The following is a 17,270-nucleotide window of genomic DNA, read 5'->3' on the forward strand; positions in this document are numbered from 1 at the left end:
GTCTATCCCCAAATGCAATTCTTCAAGCGCTTGTTGGGGTTGATATAGGCGCTTGCGCCTTTCTTATATAGACGAAAAGGGTTTTTATTTGTTTCAAGTGAAAGGCAATACTAAAAACAATAAAACTAGCAGTGTAATATGTGCAAGAACTATGGCAGTGATACTTCTTTTCCACTCATATAGTATACCAAAGATGACACCGACGAAAAATCCTCCTAATATACCTATCCAAAAACCAGTGAAAATGAACGACAACCCAAAAAGCAGGGAGCTCAAAATAACGGCAAATTTAGGTTGCATATATTTTTTCAAATGTTGTTGGATTAATCCTCTCCAAAAAACCTCTTCTCCAGGAGCAATAATGAATATTAGCAAAAGGTAATGCCAGATGGCTGATGGACCATAATGGCTTAAAAATTTATCAATACTGTTTGTCCAATAGGATGGACCCATGTCCATTAAAAGATAAGCTCCTAGCATGCCAGCATAGGAAAGTGCTCCAAACATAAACCCAATGATAATTGAGTGGATTGAATTGTTGTCTTCTTCTATTTTGGAAAAGTAGAAGAAGGCTGCCATTAGAAAAAATACTGAGAAAGTATAAAAGTACCAAAAAACCTTCTCGTTTGAAAAAGTGATCCATGATAGAAAATAAGCAAGAATTAATGAAAGTACAAGTTGATAAATGGGTGATTGACGAAACATAATACACATCCTTCTAATATTTAAAAAACCGTCCTTCTTTTGAGAGGAACGGCATGACGTTTAATCTTCATTACTATATAATATTTTATAACGCTTATGATTGATAACTGTTTTCTCTTCTGTTTCGAGTTCGTTAAAGTTTTCCATATAAGTTAAGTTAACGATCACCGAGTTCTCATTAACTTTCTCTACAATACCTTGAAGACCATCTTTGAATTCAATAATATTCCCAACTTCAGCTATTTTCATAGAGTGTCCCATCCCCTTAAGAACATAATATAATACAGTTTGCCTTAAAATAAGGACTACGTAAAGTATTTTCACTAAACTTCTTAAAAAAAATATAAAAAATCAACGAAAGGATTGATCCATATGCAAGAATCATATGAAGAAAAACTTAATATGCTACAGAATGGGGATATTCAAAATATAGTCGTAGAAAAAAATGAATTTATAGCTTTTAGAGAAGTATTAGTCCATAGAGAAGATTTTAAACATTTTTCTGGTAATGCAGAACAAGGGGGACGGGTAGTATATACCTATTTAAATACTCCAAGAAGCTAAGAATGTCATAAATTGTCGTACATCTATTGGTTTAGTCATGCTCGTCAAAAGGTATACTGGAGGGAAGTTACATTGTTAAGGGGAGCGATCAGTATGTCAGAGACAAGGTTAAAAAAAATAGAGGATACTAGAGAGAAAATGATTCGATCAGCCCTAGAAAAAGGTGTCTTAAATCATAATACGATAAAGTTAAGTGAAGAATTAGATCAATTATTAAATGACTTTCAACATAAAGTTAGGGATGAGGATAAGACCAAAAAGAGCGATAACAAGGGGGAGAGAGTAAATTGACTAGTATATCATTATTACAGCAAGAACTGAATAAGGCCATTATTGGGAGAAAAGAAGAAATTGACTTTATGCTTATGGGGTTATTAGTACAAGGTCATGTCCTATTGGAAAGTGTTCCTGGTTCCGGGAAAACAATGATGGCAAAGGCATTTGCAGAAGTAATTCATGGTGAATTTAAACGTTTACAATTTACACCGGATGTATTGCCTTCAGATGTTACAGGTATTAGTTATTTTCATCCACAAAAACAAGAGTTCGTTCTTCGAATGGGTCCAGTAATGAGTAATATATTACTTGCAGATGAGATCAATCGTGCAACTCCACGAACCCAGTCTAGTTTGTTGGAAGCAATGGAAGAAAAACAAGTTTCCATAGACGGGGAAACCATACCACTTTTAAAGCCGTTTATGGTTATTGCCACTCAAAACCCAGTAGAATCGCAACAAGGTACTTTTCCTTTGCCAGCAGCGCAATTAGACCGATTTTTATTTAAATTAACGATTGATTACCCCTCTCAGGAAGAGGAAAAAAGTATACTGCAGCAATTTGGTCACTCTCCAGGAAAAGTTAATATTAATAAAATCGTTACTTTGGATCAGATTGAAAAGTGGACAGAGCAAGTGAAAGAAGTAACTGTTCATGATGATATCATGACGTATATCATTCAAATTGTACATCATACTAGAAACCACCCATACATAGAACTAGGGCTTAGTAGTCGTGCTTCTTTGGCGGTTCTACAAGCTGCGAAGGCATATGCTTTTGTTAACAATAGAACCTTCGTGACACCAGATGACGTGAAAAAGATTATTGAACCAGTATGTCTTCATCGGATGAAGTTATCTTCGCAAGGAATGCTTATTCACAATCTAGCAGAGATTTTGAAAACAATAGTTGAAGAGGTGGAAGTACCTGTTGAGGCTAATGTACGATGAATTGGAATCGTCATGGTTCCGGTATGAGAAATACTAAAATGTATTTAGATCTTCTCGTTTTTGCTTTAATACTCAGTTTTCTATTTAAACAATTCATTTTTGTTGCGGTTATTTCATTTTTATTGTTAATTGCTTTAATACAAATAATATATTTTCATAGAGTAGGCCAAAAGTTTGACTTTGTGAATGATAAAAATAGAATACGGTTGATAAAAGATACTTCCTCACACTTCACATTAAATTTCAATAATAAAGGGCTTCCAATCTGGAACGCTAATTTAATAATTTCTTTTCAGAAAAATATTGAGCCAGATAGAATATTTAATACAGCAGTGGGTGATTTTCATGAAGTTAAAATTCCTTTTTCCATTGGTTATAATAAAAGTGTCTCATTAAAGGTTCCTATTAAAGGGGTGAGTAGAGGCCTTGCTCGTATTAAACATCTCCAAGTTGAAATTCCTCATCCATTAACAGAAGGATCTATATTATTGGAATTCAAACCTTATATACTTTTAGATGCCATTGTTTTTCCAACTATATACGATATAAATGAGGACTTTGCGCCGTCAAAATTGAAACAAGGAGAATTAGCGTTAAATTCCTCTTTGTTCGATGATCCTTTCTTCCCTGTTGGGACAAGGGAATATGAACCTGGTGACCAGTTCCATCATATACATTGGAAGGCTAGTGCGAAGACTCAGCAGTTACAGACAAAGATTTTTACACGTGTTGCAAATGTGTCGGTTTTGTTTGTTATCAATGTAGGAGAAAAATATAATGTTCTTTCTGATTTTGAAGACAAATTAGAGTGGCTTGCTTCCTACGCTGATGCTTGCTACAAGCAAGATATTCCATTTTCATTTGCGTTAAATATTAGAGCATCAGGAAAAGTACCTTTTGTGTATCTCCCATTAGGTAGTGGAGATTCTCATCGTATACAAGCAATGGAATTACTCTCCATCCTATCAATTGCTAATAGTCTTGTTCCTTTTGATAAACTACTAGCATACTTAGATATACATGAAGAGCTACCAGTTGCAACCTATGTGATTACGAATAGAGAAGATACGTTTACACCGTTTTTACATCGGTGGGAGCAGAGAACGAATGTAATATATAAGTCTTCTGCAAAGGCAGGAGGCATCTCTCATGGATAAAAACAAGCTAAATGTTCAAGCACAATCAATAGGAAAATACATTCAAGATGTATGGATCATTGCGTTACTTTTGGTTATTTTTCATCATGAGACAACCTTCGAATTACCTTTTTTATGGATCATACTTCAAATTATCATAGCTATTTGCACGCAAATATTAATGAGTAGAATTGGACCAAATCCAATTATTCCATTTATACTTCCTACTGTTATTCTACTATTATTATTTTTGTTTAATTGTCCCCTTTGGTTATTTATTATAGGTGTTGGGTTTTCTATTTGGCGTATACAAGTACGATTTAACAAAATACAGGATGAACAAACAGTTGAAAGTAACTATAATTTGAATTTCTTTTTAATATTTTTAGCTGTCCATTTTGTCTGTTTTATTATTGGTGTGGAGAACTATATTTTTCCATTATATAGCGTAGTCATTTCAGGAATAATATTACCTATCGCTATGAGATTGTATGCCGTTTGGGTGAGTACTAATAAACAAAATTCAGCTTCAATGTCTCAGGTAATAGGTGGATTTCTCCTAGGATTGTTTTCTATAGTGAGCTTATCCACTGTGCTTTATTTTATTTTTCCTTTTATAAGAAAAGGACTTGATGTTCTGTTCGGGAAGGTTATGAGTATCGCCATCATTCCATTTATGCCTTTGTTAGAGTATCTAGACAAGTTGTTAAGTCGTTTAGAAATTAAAGTACCGAAAGAAAGTGAACGGATCCAGTCAGAAGAGCAAACGAAAATGGAGCCAAACGAAATAGTTTCGGAAAGTATAGGTAATGGCTTTCCATTTGAACTAATCTTCATTGCGATAGTAGTTATTATAATTATATTTTTCATCCGATTTTTATTGAAAAATAAACCTGATACTTTATCGGCAGATTCTAGTGTTATTCATTATATAAATAAAGAGTTAGAGGAGGATAAGGAAAGGAAACGGTTGAATGGTCAGCTATCCCTGTATCAAGTGGATACGTCACTATTAAGAGAGAAGTATAAAGAATTTGAAATAGAGGCTTCCATGTATGAATATGATCGAACAAAAAGTGAAACTGTACGTGAATGGTTCGGACGGATGGAGTGGGTAGTGATAGATGAGTTCTTCCAAGTTTATGAGGAAGTAAGATATGGCGGTCGAGCAATTCAATCTGAGAAGGCTGAATTTTTCCTATCTAACTTGGAAAAAATAAAAACAAAATATTTTTTAAAAAAAGATGTTTAAAAATGTCTGAGCGGGGCATAATAATAAAGAACACAGCAACATTCTCATTTCCCCCTTTTTAAGGATCACCCAAAAGTTATATGGGTGGTCCTCTTTTTTTTGGTACACTAAATGTATTAGAAAATATAAACGGAGGTCTAACTATGTCAAAACAATTTAAGATTGGATTTATCGGTACTGGCGTGATGGGGAAAAGCTTGGTGAAGCATTTATTAAACGCTAAACATGAAGTAACAATTTATACTAGAACGAAAGATAAGGCAGCTGATCTTGTAAAAGAAGGAGCAAAAATGGCCTTATCTCCAAGCGAAGTTGCACAAACGGTTGAAATCTTGTTTACAATGGTCGGTTATCCTCATGATGTGGAAGAAGTGTATTTTGGTGACAATGGTATTTTTCAAATAGAAAATACTAATTTAGTGGTTATAGATATGACAACTTCTACACCAACTTTAGCAAAGAAAATTGATGAAAAAGCAAAAGAAAAGGGGATGCTGTCGCTAGATGCCCCTGTATCTGGGGGAGATGTTGGTGCACAGTTAGGAAAGCTTTCTATTATGTGTGGTGGAGACAAGTCGACATTTGACCAAGCACTTCCAATATTAAATCTCTTTGGGGAAACTATTTTATACCAAGGGACTGCTGGTGCAGGGCAGCATACTAAAATGTGTAACCAAATAACTATAGCTACTGGCATGATAGGTGTTTGTGAGGCATTAGCTTATGGAAGAAAAGCTGGCTTGGATTTAGATCAAGTTTTATGTTCCATTTCAACAGGAGCAGCAGGTTCATGGTCACTTAGTAATTTAGCACCGAGAATGATAGCAGGAAACAATGAGCCAGGCTTTTATATAAAGCATTTTGTGAAAGACATGAAGATTGCTTTGGAAGAGGCAGCTAAGATGGATTTACAATTACCTGGTTTGACACTAGCAAAATCATTGTATGAGGACTTAATAAATGAAGGTTACGCAGAAAATGGTACACAAGCCTTAATCAATATCTATTTATAATATAGTAATTATTTACTAGCGCATGTTATAATAGCTGTAATACATATTATGAAGGTAGGCGATTCATCATGAACGACCATAAAGGAATATTACTTGAAAGTGGCACGAACGAATTAGAAATTGTAGAATTTCAAGTTGGACAAAATAAATTTGGTATAAATGTAATCAAAGTAAAGGAAATAATTCAACCTATTGAAATAACGTTTATCCCACATGCACATCCACACGTTGAGGGTATTGTGCAACTTCGTGGTGAGGTATTGCCTGTAGTAAGCATGAATAGAGTTTTAGGAATTCCTGTCCAAAACAAAAGTGACCAAGAAAAGTTTATCGTAGCAGAGTTCAACAAACAACGTGTCGTGTTCCATGTGGATAATGTTACTCAAATTCATCGTATCTCATGGGATCAAATTGAAAAACCATCCGATATTTATCAAGGTGGTTCTTCGCATGTTATTGGGGTTATTAAAAGACTAGAAGAAATGATTCTATTAATAGATTTTGAAAAAATTATTGTCGATATTAATCCAGAATCAGGTATCAGTGTGGAGTCTGTGAAAAAGCTAGGAAAACGTGAGCGTTCAGACAAAAAAATTGTCATAGCAGAGGATTCGCCATTACTTCGTAAACTGTTACATGACACTCTGATGGAAGCTGGATACGCAAACTTGGAGTTTTTTGAGAATGGGTTAGATGCTATAAATTATTTAGAACAACTAACATCAGTAACAAGTGACATTTCAGAGCATGTACAAATTGTTGTAACAGATATAGAAATGCCTCAAATGGATGGTCATGCACTAACTAAAAAGATAAAAGAGCATAAAAACTTATCGAAGTTACCTGTGCTAATATTCTCTAGTTTAATTACCGATGATCTTCGACATAAAGGAGATCAAGTCGGAGCAGAGGACCAAATAAGTAAACCAGAAATAGCAGAACTAGTTCTTAAAATCGATAAATTTATATTATAAGTGTGTCTAGTTTGAAATGGAGAGCGGGATAAGAGAAACCAAGTAAAAAGACGTCTGGTCCTTTAAAAACAGAAACGTAGAAATGCCGTTGATTTCCGCTACGTGCGGACACTTTCCATGGGTACGGCTTCAGTCGCTTCCTTCGCTCATGCTCAGTCCAGGTCCTTCAGCTCGCGCCGCATAAAGCGTCCATCTGAAACGGAAATCAGTAGTATTATTCATTCTTCAAAGTACTACGGATACTTCGTTCTTAGCATAATTAACCATATACTTTATATAAAAAAACTAGCAGAAAGAGTGGTTTCTTCCTGCTAGTTTTCTATTCGTTTATAAAATTTCTTACCTATCTAAATAGGATTTCATCTTACGATTATTTCGGTTCTCTTTCATGTATGATTTAGTACAAACAACAGGTTGTTTTGAGGACTTTTTCATAATAAGTTGAGGACCAATATAATCGGTAAGTAACTGCTTAGCCATCTTTAAATTCATCTTTCGGATTGGGTTTCGATAGGAATCGTCTAATTGTCCAAGATGTGGGAGGTTCTTAAAATCTTCTTTTACCGGAATCATATGAAAGTAATAGTCGGCATACTGGATCAAGACTGAGGATTGTTGTTGACTATGTTTAGGGTTTCGGACGAAATGAAGACCAACTTTTTTTGCTTTGTTTTCAGCTAATAGTTTATCAATTGTTAACTTTTTTAATTCATAAAGAGGCTTGTTATCTATTGCTGTTTTCGCATGACGGTTTACTGTATAGATTGCTGTTGCTATGTTTTTTTCATCTAATAAAACTGACATATAATCCCCCTTCGAAAGCTGCTCCATAATTATATCATACCAATTCCATTACAAATTGTGTACACAAATCAAATAAATATAGAAAATAAATATATTTGGATAATATTTCTAAAGAAAGTAGTGTATAAACTGATAAAATGAAGTAGAATTATATATATATTAAGTTCTTTTATCGTAATCATTGGAGGCCTATATGCATAATTCAACAAATAAAAACATAGCAATCAGTGATTATTTAATCAAAGTCATTAAGGAAGATCCCAATATCCCAACATTTTTACTTAAAAAAGATGGACAAAATGGATTTGCTATTATTTATGTAAATGATGCTGCTACATCTATTTTACGACCATTTGAACAAAGCTCATTAGAAGAATTGTCAAATCAACTACAATCACTACTTGTTAGCAATGAAAAATATAAGTTCCATCAAAATATTCCTTTTAACATACAAAAACTACAGTATAAGTATGATGTTGCTATTATGTTGTTAGAAAATGGAATAGAGATGGTTTATGGTGTAACAATGTATGATAGGACGAAGGATGAGCTAGAAAAAAGTATATTAAAAAGATATAAAGACAAATATCTGTCCCTATTTAACAATAATTTAGATCCCATAATTTCAGTTTGTGAGAATGGAAACGTTCTCGACTTAAACGTTATAACTTCAAAGATTTTAGGGTATGATCCTAAAATCTTAGTAGGACAGCCAATTGAACAGCTTATTGAGGAAAACTCAATGAGAAATTTTCAATTGATGGTGAAGCAAACACTCACTGGCTATGCTACTGAAATGCAAAATTGCTTAATACGTCATGATAATGGGCATTATTTACCTATGTATATAAAAGCCTTACCGATAGAAATAAATAATAATGTAAGTGGATTGCATTTGGTTCTTCGAGATACAGCAACAGAATCGGATGAACAAGAACAATTATATTATCTTGCTTACCATGATCATCTTACTGGTCTTTGGAACAGGCGTGCTTTAAAAGAACATTTGCGGGATACTTTAGTGAATGCAGAACCGGGTACTGAAATATCAGTAGTACGGATTGATTTAGATCGATTCAAAATGATAAATGAATCACTTGGCTATAATTATGGAGACGAGTTACTGAAAAAAATTGCAGATCGACTTGGGTTGTACATAGATAAATCGAATAATTTATATCGTCAAAGTGGGGACGAATTTGTTTTTATAGTGATAGGGAAAACAAGAGATGAGACTAGTGAGTTTGCAGAAAATATTTTAATAGAACTATCTAAGCCACTATACTTAGATCATCAAGAATATTTCGTTACAGCATCGATAGGTATTTCTATGTTTCCGTACGATGGAAAAAAGATGGATGAATTACTTATAAAAGCAGACCAGGCATTATATATAGCTAAAGATAGAGGGAGAGCACATTATCGTTATTACCAAGAACAAATGAATTTAGCCTTTCCAAATGATGCCTTAATGGAGTCACATTTACGAAGAGCAATTGAGAAAGAAGAGTTTTCTATACATTATCAGCCACAAGTTAATCTAGTAACAGGTGAAATAAATTCATTTGAAGCATTACTTCGATGGAACAATAGAAAGTTTGGATATGTTTCACCACTGAATTTTATACCTCTTGCCGAAGAATCGGGAATGATCATGCAAATAGGAGATTGGGTGTTAGAAGAGGTCTGTAAACAGTTAAAATATTGGCAAGAAAAAGGGTACCGCCCAGTTAGAATCGCAGTAAATATATCACCAAAACAATTTGTACAAGACAATTTTGCTGTGAAGATACACGAGAAAATCCAGAAGTACGATATCAAACCTAGTTCATTAGAAGTGGAAATCACGGAGAGTGCTATGACCGATATGCAGGATACTTTTACTACTTTAAAAGAACTGAAGGATATAGGCGTTGTAATCTCGATTGATGATTTCGGAACTGGGTATTCTTCTTTAAGCTATTTAAAGAAATATCCTATAGATATTATTAAGATAGATCAATCATTTATAAAAGATATGGAATTAGATGATAAAAATGCAGCTATTGCTACAACAATTATCCAACTTGCTCATAGCTTAGGCATGGAAGTTATTGCAGAAGGCGTGGAAAAGGATCGACAAGTAGAAATACTTAAATCAGCTAATTGCCAAAAAGCTCAGGGTTATTTGTTCAGTAAACCTGTTCCTATTGAAAATATCAATGAATCATATATGCAACCTAAAAAGCCGTAAATTCTTAAAGAATTTACGGCTTTTTTAATGAATGAAAGTATAAAGCTTTATGTCTTAAGAGCGAGATAGGTGTTATGAAGAGTATGATTTATTTATTGACAATGCTGTTTATTGTTTCAGATGGAAGCTTTTTGCGTTATTGGTATTCCTTTCTCTAGTAATGGGAAATAGCATAGGGAGAAGTACGCAAGAAAACCTTGGACAAAATAGTAACAGTTATTAACTTTAAGTGATCTTTCACTGGACAAAGAATTTACGGTTTTATTTGATTATATATGATAAAATATTGAGTGAATGTTCATTCAATTTAAAAGGGGTGTTTGATTATGTTAAAACAGAAAACGATAATTGTTACAGGCGGTTCAAACGGAATGGGAAAATACATGGCTATGAAGTTTGTATCAGAAGGTGCAAATGTAGTCATAACCGGGCGTGATTTAGAAAGACTAGAGAGCGCTAAAAAAGAAATTGAAGCATATGGTAATACCATATCGTACTTTCAAATGGATGTTCGAAATCCAGAGCATGTAGAGGCAATGATTCAATTTGCAGATAAAACATATGGTCAAATTGATGGTTTAGTTAATAATGCGGCGGGTAATTTTATAGTAGAAGCAGAAAAACTTTCACCTAACGGGTGGAAAGCTGTAATTGATATCGTTCTAAATGGTTCTTTTTATTGTTCAAGTGCTATTGGGAAATACTGGATTAGCAAAGGGAGTAAGGGGGCTATTTTAAATATGCTTGCCACATATGCATGGGGAGCAGGGGCAGGAGTAGTCCATTCAGCTGCTGCAAAAGCTGGTGTTATGTCATTAACTAGAACATTAGCAGTTGAATGGGGGAGTAAATATGGGATTCGAGTAAACGGAATCGCACCAGGCCCAATTGAGCGTACTGGAGGAGCAGGAAAACTGTGGGAATCAGAAGAAGCAGCAAAACGAACACTTAAATCTGTTCCACTTGGACGCCTAGGAAAACCAGAAGAAATTGCAGAACTTGCGACATTTATATTATCCGACAAAGCTTCTTATATGAATGGTGAAATTGTAACGTTAGACGGTGGTCAATGGTTAAATCCAAACCCTTTCTAACATATAAGTAAGCGATTTCATGGTTTTTTTATTCCTTTAATATGCTATGATAGTTACATAGGGTGTTTTCTTATGATGAAAGCAAACAAAGGAGTAGGATGCAATGATAACTGTGAGCAGCAAAGATTTTTTACAAATTCCGATTTTGGAGTACATTATTTCTGCAGAAAAGGTTGCACATGTACAATTAGGAAATAACGCAGAACACGCTTTACTTGTACTCACAAAAACTGGGTATTCTTCTATTCCAGTATTAGATGTAAAATATAGACTTCAAGGGTTAATCAGTTCTCAACAAATTACAGACGAAATTTTAGGATTAGAACATATTGAATATGAACGTTTACCAGATTTAAAAGTAGACGATATTATGAAAAAAGACATTGCTGTCATTCATGTAGATGAGAAATTTCAAAAAGGGTTAGATTTATTAGTAAATAATCCTTATATCTGTGTAGTAGACGACGAGAGAACCTTTTTAGGGATTTTAACTAGAAGAGTCATATTGAAGCAAATGAAGAAGTACCTATATCAAGCACAATAAAACTTTAGATATTTTTTTAGCAAGGAAGGCCAATCTAAGATGGCCTTCTTTTTTTCAAAAGAAAAGAAAGTATAAAAAGATGTGCCGTGAACACTGGATTCATAAGACTTTAAAAATGAATAATACTACTGTGATTTCCGTTTCAGCTGGACGCTTTCCGCGGGAGAGGCCGAGCCTCCTCATGCCAACAGCATGTTGGTCACGAAGGCGTTGTCACACGAGGTGGCGCTCTTAGCCTTTGTTCCTTTGAAATGCTCCCTGCGGGGTCTCGTCTTTGAATAGGAAAGTAGCTTTTCTCTAGTTAACAAAAACGCACTTACCTGTTTCTAAGAGTTGTAGAAGAGCGGCGGACAGACAAATGCCATAAGATTACCGAAAAAAAGGGATGCTGGTTGGTTGTGACGGACGTCAACCAACCAGCATCCCTAAAAATTCACTTGGGAATCATATAGTAAAAAGGCTGTTTAAAGTTCTTCGAAAACGATAGAAACAGGTATTGACCTAAAAGATCCGGGCGTCTTTTGCTCGGTTTTCCTTATAAAATCATTTATGTGCATATCCTTTTAGAATGCGTATGAATGTCACTACAATCCCATTTGAAAAGAGGAAGGACTATGGTAACAGATTTTCTTATTATTAGAACATTAGCAGAGGAACAAAATATGCGAAAAGCTGCGGAAAGATTGTTCCTATCTCAGCCAGCATTATCTCTAAGACTCCAAACAATTGAAAAAGAATGGAATGCAAAGCTTTTTTTGAGATCTCAAAAAGGTTTAACTGCAACGCCAGAAGGGGAGCTCGTCATTGATTTTGCTAAGCAGATACTTCAGCAAAGAGAGGAAGTATTTGAAACGATTCAATCATTATCATCAAAAGTACATGGTACCTTGAAAATTGCATGTGCTTCAATTGTAGGGCAAAATTGGTTACCAAAAGTATTGAAAGACTTTGTACAAACATATCCAGAAGCTAAGATTTCTCTTTTAACTGGATGGAGTTCAGAAATTGTCAAATCAATATATGATGGTGAGGCTCAGATTGGAATAGTGCGTGGTCAATCTGATTGGAAGGGGAACAAAATTCATTTGTTTAGAGATACTTTATATTTGGTGGACAAGGAGATGACGTCCATTGATGAAGTGTTGACAACGGAAAAACCTTTTATCCAATTCAAAAGTGATTCTAACTATTATCAGGAAATTCAACAATGGTGGCAGAAGCATTTTGCAATTAATCCTAAAAGACAAATTATCGTCGATCAAATTGAAACATGTAAACAAATGGCACTAAATGGAATAGGGTATGCAATTCTACCTTCCATCACATTAACGGGACATGAGAATGTGAACAAAATACCTTTAACAAATGATGAAGAGCAGTTTGAATTGACTAGAGATACATGGCTTATTGGTTATGATGCGGCATTTGAACTACCTCAGGTTGGTGCTTTTGTCGAAATTGTCAAAAAACACGCAAAAAACTTTCAATGAAGGAACCTAACTACGCCATTATCGTACTAATACATATATAGACAAAGGGGGGAAAAAGATGCATATAAAAAAGTTTGTGATGGTTATTTCAGCATTTATGATTTATTTTATTTTATTGCCATCAATTGAAGCATTAGCAGCGCCTGAACTGAATGTAAAAGTGACGACTGGATTTAATGGAAAAGCAAAATATGGCGAAGGCTTGCCAATATCACTAACAGTGGAAAATAAAGGGGATGCATTTTCAGGTGACATCGTCCTCGACTTAGCTGAGTCCTATAATTTAGGAAATGCACAGTCCATTCCGTTTGAGATTGGAGCAGGAGAAACAAAGACAATTCAGGTAGGAGCAAGTGGGTTAGCGGAAGATTATATGTATCAAGGAAATAATGTTCAAATGATTCACTTTTTTGAGGGAGGATGGGAAAAAGGGAAGTCCATCACCTTCAAAGGAAATAAAACGTTCAAAACAAGCTTTCAAGATCCAGCAACCATTTACTATTTAACATTAACGGAAAGTGCAGATCGTCTAAAAGTTCTCAATCAGCTTAAGCAACCAAATCAAATGAACGATGAAATTATTCATGTAGCGCAGCAGAGTGACTTTGTGTTACCGGAAGAAGCAGTTGCCTGGGAAATGGCAGATTACATTATTATAGATGAGTTCGTAATTGCTGATTTAACTGAACAGCAACAGCAAGCACTTATCGATTATGTCTCATATGGTGGAATAATGGTAGTTGGTGCCTCCGATAATGTAGCAGCAGAGCTTGGAAGCATAAGTGGGTATTTACCATTAAATTTACATACAACAACGCAAAGTATCACTGCTCAACAAGCAAGTGCATTAACAGCGAATAACTTACTGTCCAATGATTTGAAGATATATGATGCATCTTTGACGAGTGGATCGACACCATCGATACAACTAGATGGGACATTACTAGCTGCTACCAAACACGTCGGCAGCGGAACAATCATTCAAACCACTTTTTCACTTGGAGATGCTCCTTTGGCGGCTGATCCTGTTTATAGTGATTTAATGTCCAGCATATTGCAGTCAGTACAAGTGAAAAATACACAAAGTATGTACGGTTATAATACCCAAGATGAGCTTGTATATAACTTAGGTGGAACAAACTCGTTATTTAGTTCCTTTAAGGTATCTACACCACTAATGATTGGTATTGTCATTGTATATATGATTATTATAGTTCCATTGTTATATATTATTTTGAAGAGAAAAGACAAACGAGAATATGCTTGGGGAATCATTCCACTTACTGCGATAATCGCTTCACTTGCGATTTTTGGCTATGGTGCAAAGGATAGAATAGCAAGACCTCAAGTCCAGCAATCCTCCTTTCTTCAAGTAAATGAAGATAAGAGCTTACATGGATATTACGCAGAATCGATTTTAAGTAATAAAGGTGGAGATTTTACTTTTGAAGCACCGGTTTCCACTACGATGGTTGCACAAAGAGGTACAAATTCGTTCACGGGACAAACTGCTAATGTGCATGAAAATGCAATTATGGAAAAACATGCAACGAATAGTGAACTTACATTCCGTGATGTTGGTTATTGGTCTGTATCTTCATTGTTTGGGGAGACACAAGTTCAAGATGTTGGTAATTTCGAGGTAGATTTAAGAGTCGATTCAAGTAAGATTCTCGGAACAGTTCAAAATAACTTTCCTTTTGGCTTAAAAGATGTCGCAATTTGGTCAGGTAGTAAATTGTATAAATTAGGTGATCTAGCTGTTGGAGAAAAGCTAGAGGTTGATAAGGATCTTGGCACGGTCATGCTAATGCCAATTTCTAACCCATATGTTAATACAAATTACGGAGCTTTTGCGAACAACCAAATGGATTTATTGACCCAACGAAAACAAGCTCTATATTCATCGAGTATTATGTTTAAAAATTCTAACTCAGCTCCAGCAATTACGGGCTTTGCTGAGGACAATATTCTTCCGATTGAATTGAAGGACAATAAAGTAGAGCTTTCCGCGTTGCATTTAGTTATTCAACCTTTCACGGCTACTACTATTTTCTCTGGAGAGTTTACGCTTCCTGCTAATATGTTTACAGTCAATGTAAATACCGAAGAATATGGTAAATATATGGAACCAGTTCAAAATAGTAATCTCGAGTGGTATTTAGATGATGGTGAATACAATGTATTTTGGACAGTACCAGAAACACTACCTGTAGATAAGGTCAATTGGACACAGCTACAAATTGCAAATACAGATCGCAATTCCCATACAATTGAAATTTGGAACTTAAAAACAGAGTCTTTTGAAGAAATCACTGAAAGCCGATTTACTTTAACTGAAAATATTGATACGTATATCAATGAAACAGGCATAATACATTACAAACTAATCAAAAAATCGGTGCAAGGGGATCCATATACACGACTTCCAGAAGTACGTGTGAAGGGGGAGGTGAAGTAATGATAGAAATCAAAGGATTAACAAAAAAATACGGTTCGTTTTATGCACTAAATGATATAAATTTAACACTACAAGAAGGTACTGTATTTGGTTTCGTAGGTGCGAATGGAGCAGGTAAGTCCACAACTTTTTCAATACTTGCAACATTACTTCAGCCGACCTCTGGAGATGCTTTTGTTAACGGAAAAAGTGTAAGGACAGATCCAAGTGATGTACGCAAACAAATTGGTTATATGCCTGACTTTTTTGGAGTGTATGATCAATTAAAAGCAAATGAATATTTAGATTTTTATGGAGCAAGTTATGGAATTTCAGAAGTGGAACGAAAGGTACTAATACCACAGTTGCTTGAGCTAGTCAATCTTTCCCATAAACGTTATGAATATGTCGATTTACTTTCACGAGGGATGAAGCAACGCTTATGTTTGGCCCGTTCACTAATACATGATCCAAAGGTTCTTATATTAGATGAACCGGCTTCAGGACTTGATCCGCGAGCGCGTGTAGAAATGAGAGATATACTAAAGCAGTTAAAAGGGATGGGGAAAACGATACTCATTTCCTCACATATATTGCCAGAGTTAGCTGAAATGTGTGATGAAATAGGTGTGATTGACGGGGGAAGGCTTATCGCGCACGGCTCTGTCACTGACATCCAAGCACAACTTGCAGGAGAAAGACATATTACGGTGAAGGCAAAGGGGTTATTAGAAAATGTTGCGACCTTTTTTGAAGAGGATCCTTTTGTATCTTCAGTGGAATTACACACAGAGAAAAATTCGGTTACCTTCAATTATAGAGGTACCGAGGACGATCAAATCAATTTATTGAAAAAAGCGATGGATCATTCAATAAAAATTATTTCCTTTTCCGAGACAGAAACAGATCTTGAAGATGTCTTTATGGAAATAACGAAAGGAGCGAAATAATATGAAGCAGGTGTTTTCTAATCCAGTATTGGTAAAAGAAATAAAGTTGCGCTTTCGTTCCCCAAAAAGTTTTATAGGAATTCTATTTTATTTAATCGCCATGTGCATTTTTGTTTTTGGATTTATTTTACTAACAACTCAATTCTCAGGTACTGGATATTTCCGCCCAGAAGAAAGCTTTTTTATGTTCACAATGCTCACGTATATACAATTAGGATTAATACTTTTCATCACTCCAGGGTTAACCGCAGGTGCTATTAGCTCAGAGCGAGAAAAGCAAACATTAAACATATTATTAACGACAGCACAGACTTCATTTCAAATAATTTTTGGGAAATTAACTTCATCCATTGCATTTTTACTATTGCTATTAATAGCAGGCTTACCGATTTATAGTATGGTTTTCTTATTTGGTGGGGTATCACCAGGTCAACTAGGGATTATTTTCTTATATTTCTTTTTAACGATGCTTGCCATCGGAAGTATTGGAATTATGTATTCGACCATCATTCGTAAAACAATTGTTTCAATGATAGCAACATATGGGACAATGATTTTCTTAAGTGCGGTAACTGGTTTTATTTACTTAGTTATAACAGGAATGAATACGATGGTATCAGGTTCTCTATCATCTTCACCGGTAGGTCATTTCTTTGCGAGTATTAACCCAGTTGTGTTAGTGCTAACGCTTGTATCACCAGGATCAGATACTTTTATAACGGATACAACTAAAGTAGATTTTCCCATTTGGGCAGGATATGCAATCTTTTATATTTGTATTACAGCATTAGCTATTTTTATATCGGTGAAAAAGTTACGAGTAAATATGAAGCGGACAAAATGAG

General features: G+C 35.0%; 17 protein-coding genes. 14 read left to right on the top strand and 3 right to left on the bottom strand.

The window, feature by feature from the left end; genetic code table 11:
- Window positions 1-93 precede the first annotated feature (93 nt).
- A complete protein-coding gene (locus tag MKY29_RS05965) occupies window positions 94-705 on the bottom strand; it encodes a CPBP family intramembrane glutamic endopeptidase (RefSeq protein WP_093494327.1) in 612 nt (203 codons plus the stop codon).
- Between the two features lie 60 nt (window positions 706-765).
- Window positions 766-954 carry a YkvS family protein gene (locus MKY29_RS05970; RefSeq protein WP_090563100.1) on the bottom strand — a complete coding sequence of 63 codons (189 nt, stop codon included), beginning with the start codon at window positions 952-954 and terminating at the stop codon, window positions 766-768.
- Window positions 955-1,077: 123 nt separating this feature from the next.
- On the opposite strand from MKY29_RS05970, the gene MKY29_RS05975 reads away from it, so the two are divergent.
- The 7 genes from MKY29_RS05975 (at window position 1,078) to MKY29_RS06005 (ending at window position 6,870) form a co-directional block, all read left to right on the top strand.
- Window positions 1,078-1,269 carry an abortive phage infection protein gene (locus MKY29_RS05975; protein WP_090563099.1) on the top strand — a complete coding sequence of 64 codons (192 nt, stop codon included), beginning with the start codon at window positions 1,078-1,080 and terminating at the stop codon, window positions 1,267-1,269.
- A 93-nt stretch (window positions 1,270-1,362) separates the two neighbouring features.
- Window positions 1,363-1,560 carry an aspartyl-phosphate phosphatase Spo0E family protein gene (locus MKY29_RS05980; RefSeq protein WP_093494565.1) on the top strand — a complete coding sequence of 66 codons (198 nt, stop codon included), beginning with the start codon at window positions 1,363-1,365 and terminating at the stop codon, window positions 1,558-1,560.
- A complete protein-coding gene (locus tag MKY29_RS05985) occupies window positions 1,557-2,495 on the top strand; it encodes an AAA family ATPase (protein ID WP_093494328.1) in 939 nt (312 codons plus the stop codon). The genes MKY29_RS05980 and MKY29_RS05985 overlap by 4 nt, the downstream gene beginning before the upstream one ends.
- On the top strand, window positions 2,492-3,652 hold the full coding sequence (locus MKY29_RS05990; protein ID WP_093494329.1) for a DUF58 domain-containing protein: 1,161 nt from the start codon (window positions 2,492-2,494) through the stop codon (window positions 3,650-3,652). Before MKY29_RS05985 ends, MKY29_RS05990 begins: the two co-directional genes overlap by 4 nt.
- Window positions 3,645-4,883, top strand: coding sequence for a hypothetical protein (locus MKY29_RS05995; protein ID WP_340879303.1), 1,239 nt, complete (start codon window positions 3,645-3,647; stop codon window positions 4,881-4,883). Before MKY29_RS05990 ends, MKY29_RS05995 begins: the two co-directional genes overlap by 8 nt.
- A gap of 143 nt (window positions 4,884-5,026) precedes the next feature.
- Window positions 5,027-5,896 carry an NAD(P)-dependent oxidoreductase gene (locus tag MKY29_RS06000; protein ID WP_340879304.1) on the top strand — a complete coding sequence of 290 codons (870 nt, stop codon included), beginning with the start codon at window positions 5,027-5,029 and terminating at the stop codon, window positions 5,894-5,896.
- Between the two features lie 68 nt (window positions 5,897-5,964).
- Window positions 5,965-6,870 (top strand): chemotaxis protein, encoded by a 906-nt coding sequence (locus tag MKY29_RS06005; protein ID WP_093494332.1) that lies wholly within the window; start codon window positions 5,965-5,967, stop codon window positions 6,868-6,870.
- A gap of 339 nt (window positions 6,871-7,209) precedes the next feature.
- Here the strand turns inward: MKY29_RS06005 and MKY29_RS06010 are convergent, their stop codons facing one another.
- Window positions 7,210-7,674, bottom strand: coding sequence for a YkyB family protein (locus MKY29_RS06010; protein ID WP_093494333.1), 465 nt, complete (start codon window positions 7,672-7,674; stop codon window positions 7,210-7,212).
- A 193-nt stretch (window positions 7,675-7,867) separates the two neighbouring features.
- Here MKY29_RS06010 and MKY29_RS06015 point away from each other — a divergent pair, with 193 nt between their 5' ends.
- From MKY29_RS06015 to MKY29_RS06045, 7 genes are all read left to right on the top strand, one after another.
- Window positions 7,868-9,907: a sensor domain-containing protein gene (locus MKY29_RS06015; RefSeq protein WP_340879305.1), complete on the top strand. Its 2,040-nt coding sequence runs from the start codon at window positions 7,868-7,870 to the stop codon at window positions 9,905-9,907.
- 326 nt (window positions 9,908-10,233) lie between these two features.
- Window positions 10,234-11,001: a 2,4-dienoyl-CoA reductase gene (gene fadH / locus MKY29_RS06020; RefSeq protein ID WP_241596160.1), complete on the top strand. Its 768-nt coding sequence runs from the start codon at window positions 10,234-10,236 to the stop codon at window positions 10,999-11,001.
- Between the two features lie 103 nt (window positions 11,002-11,104).
- The gene (gene cbpB / locus MKY29_RS06025; RefSeq protein WP_090563081.1) at window positions 11,105-11,545 is read left to right on the top strand and encodes a cyclic-di-AMP-binding protein CbpB; all 441 of its coding nucleotides are present in this window, start codon (window positions 11,105-11,107) and stop codon (window positions 11,543-11,545) included.
- Between the two features lie 614 nt (window positions 11,546-12,159).
- The gene (locus MKY29_RS06030; protein ID WP_093494336.1) at window positions 12,160-13,035 is read left to right on the top strand and encodes a LysR family transcriptional regulator; all 876 of its coding nucleotides are present in this window, start codon (window positions 12,160-12,162) and stop codon (window positions 13,033-13,035) included.
- 58 nt (window positions 13,036-13,093) lie between these two features.
- A complete protein-coding gene (locus MKY29_RS06035; protein WP_340879306.1) occupies window positions 13,094-15,496 on the top strand; it encodes a hypothetical protein in 2,403 nt (800 codons plus the stop codon).
- Window positions 15,496-16,425, top strand: a complete 930-nt coding sequence (locus tag MKY29_RS06040) for an ABC transporter ATP-binding protein (protein ID WP_093494338.1) — start codon at window positions 15,496-15,498, stop codon at window positions 16,423-16,425. Before MKY29_RS06035 ends, MKY29_RS06040 begins: the two co-directional genes overlap by 1 nt.
- 1 nt (window position 16,426) lies before the next feature.
- A complete protein-coding gene (locus MKY29_RS06045) occupies window positions 16,427-17,269 on the top strand; it encodes an ABC transporter permease (protein ID WP_093494339.1) in 843 nt (280 codons plus the stop codon).
- Window position 17,270: the final 1 nt, after the last annotated feature.

It is taken from the genome of Psychrobacillus sp. FSL K6-2365 (assembly GCF_038003165.1).
Taxonomy (GTDB): domain Bacteria; phylum Bacillota; class Bacilli; order Bacillales_A; family Planococcaceae; genus Psychrobacillus; species Psychrobacillus psychrodurans.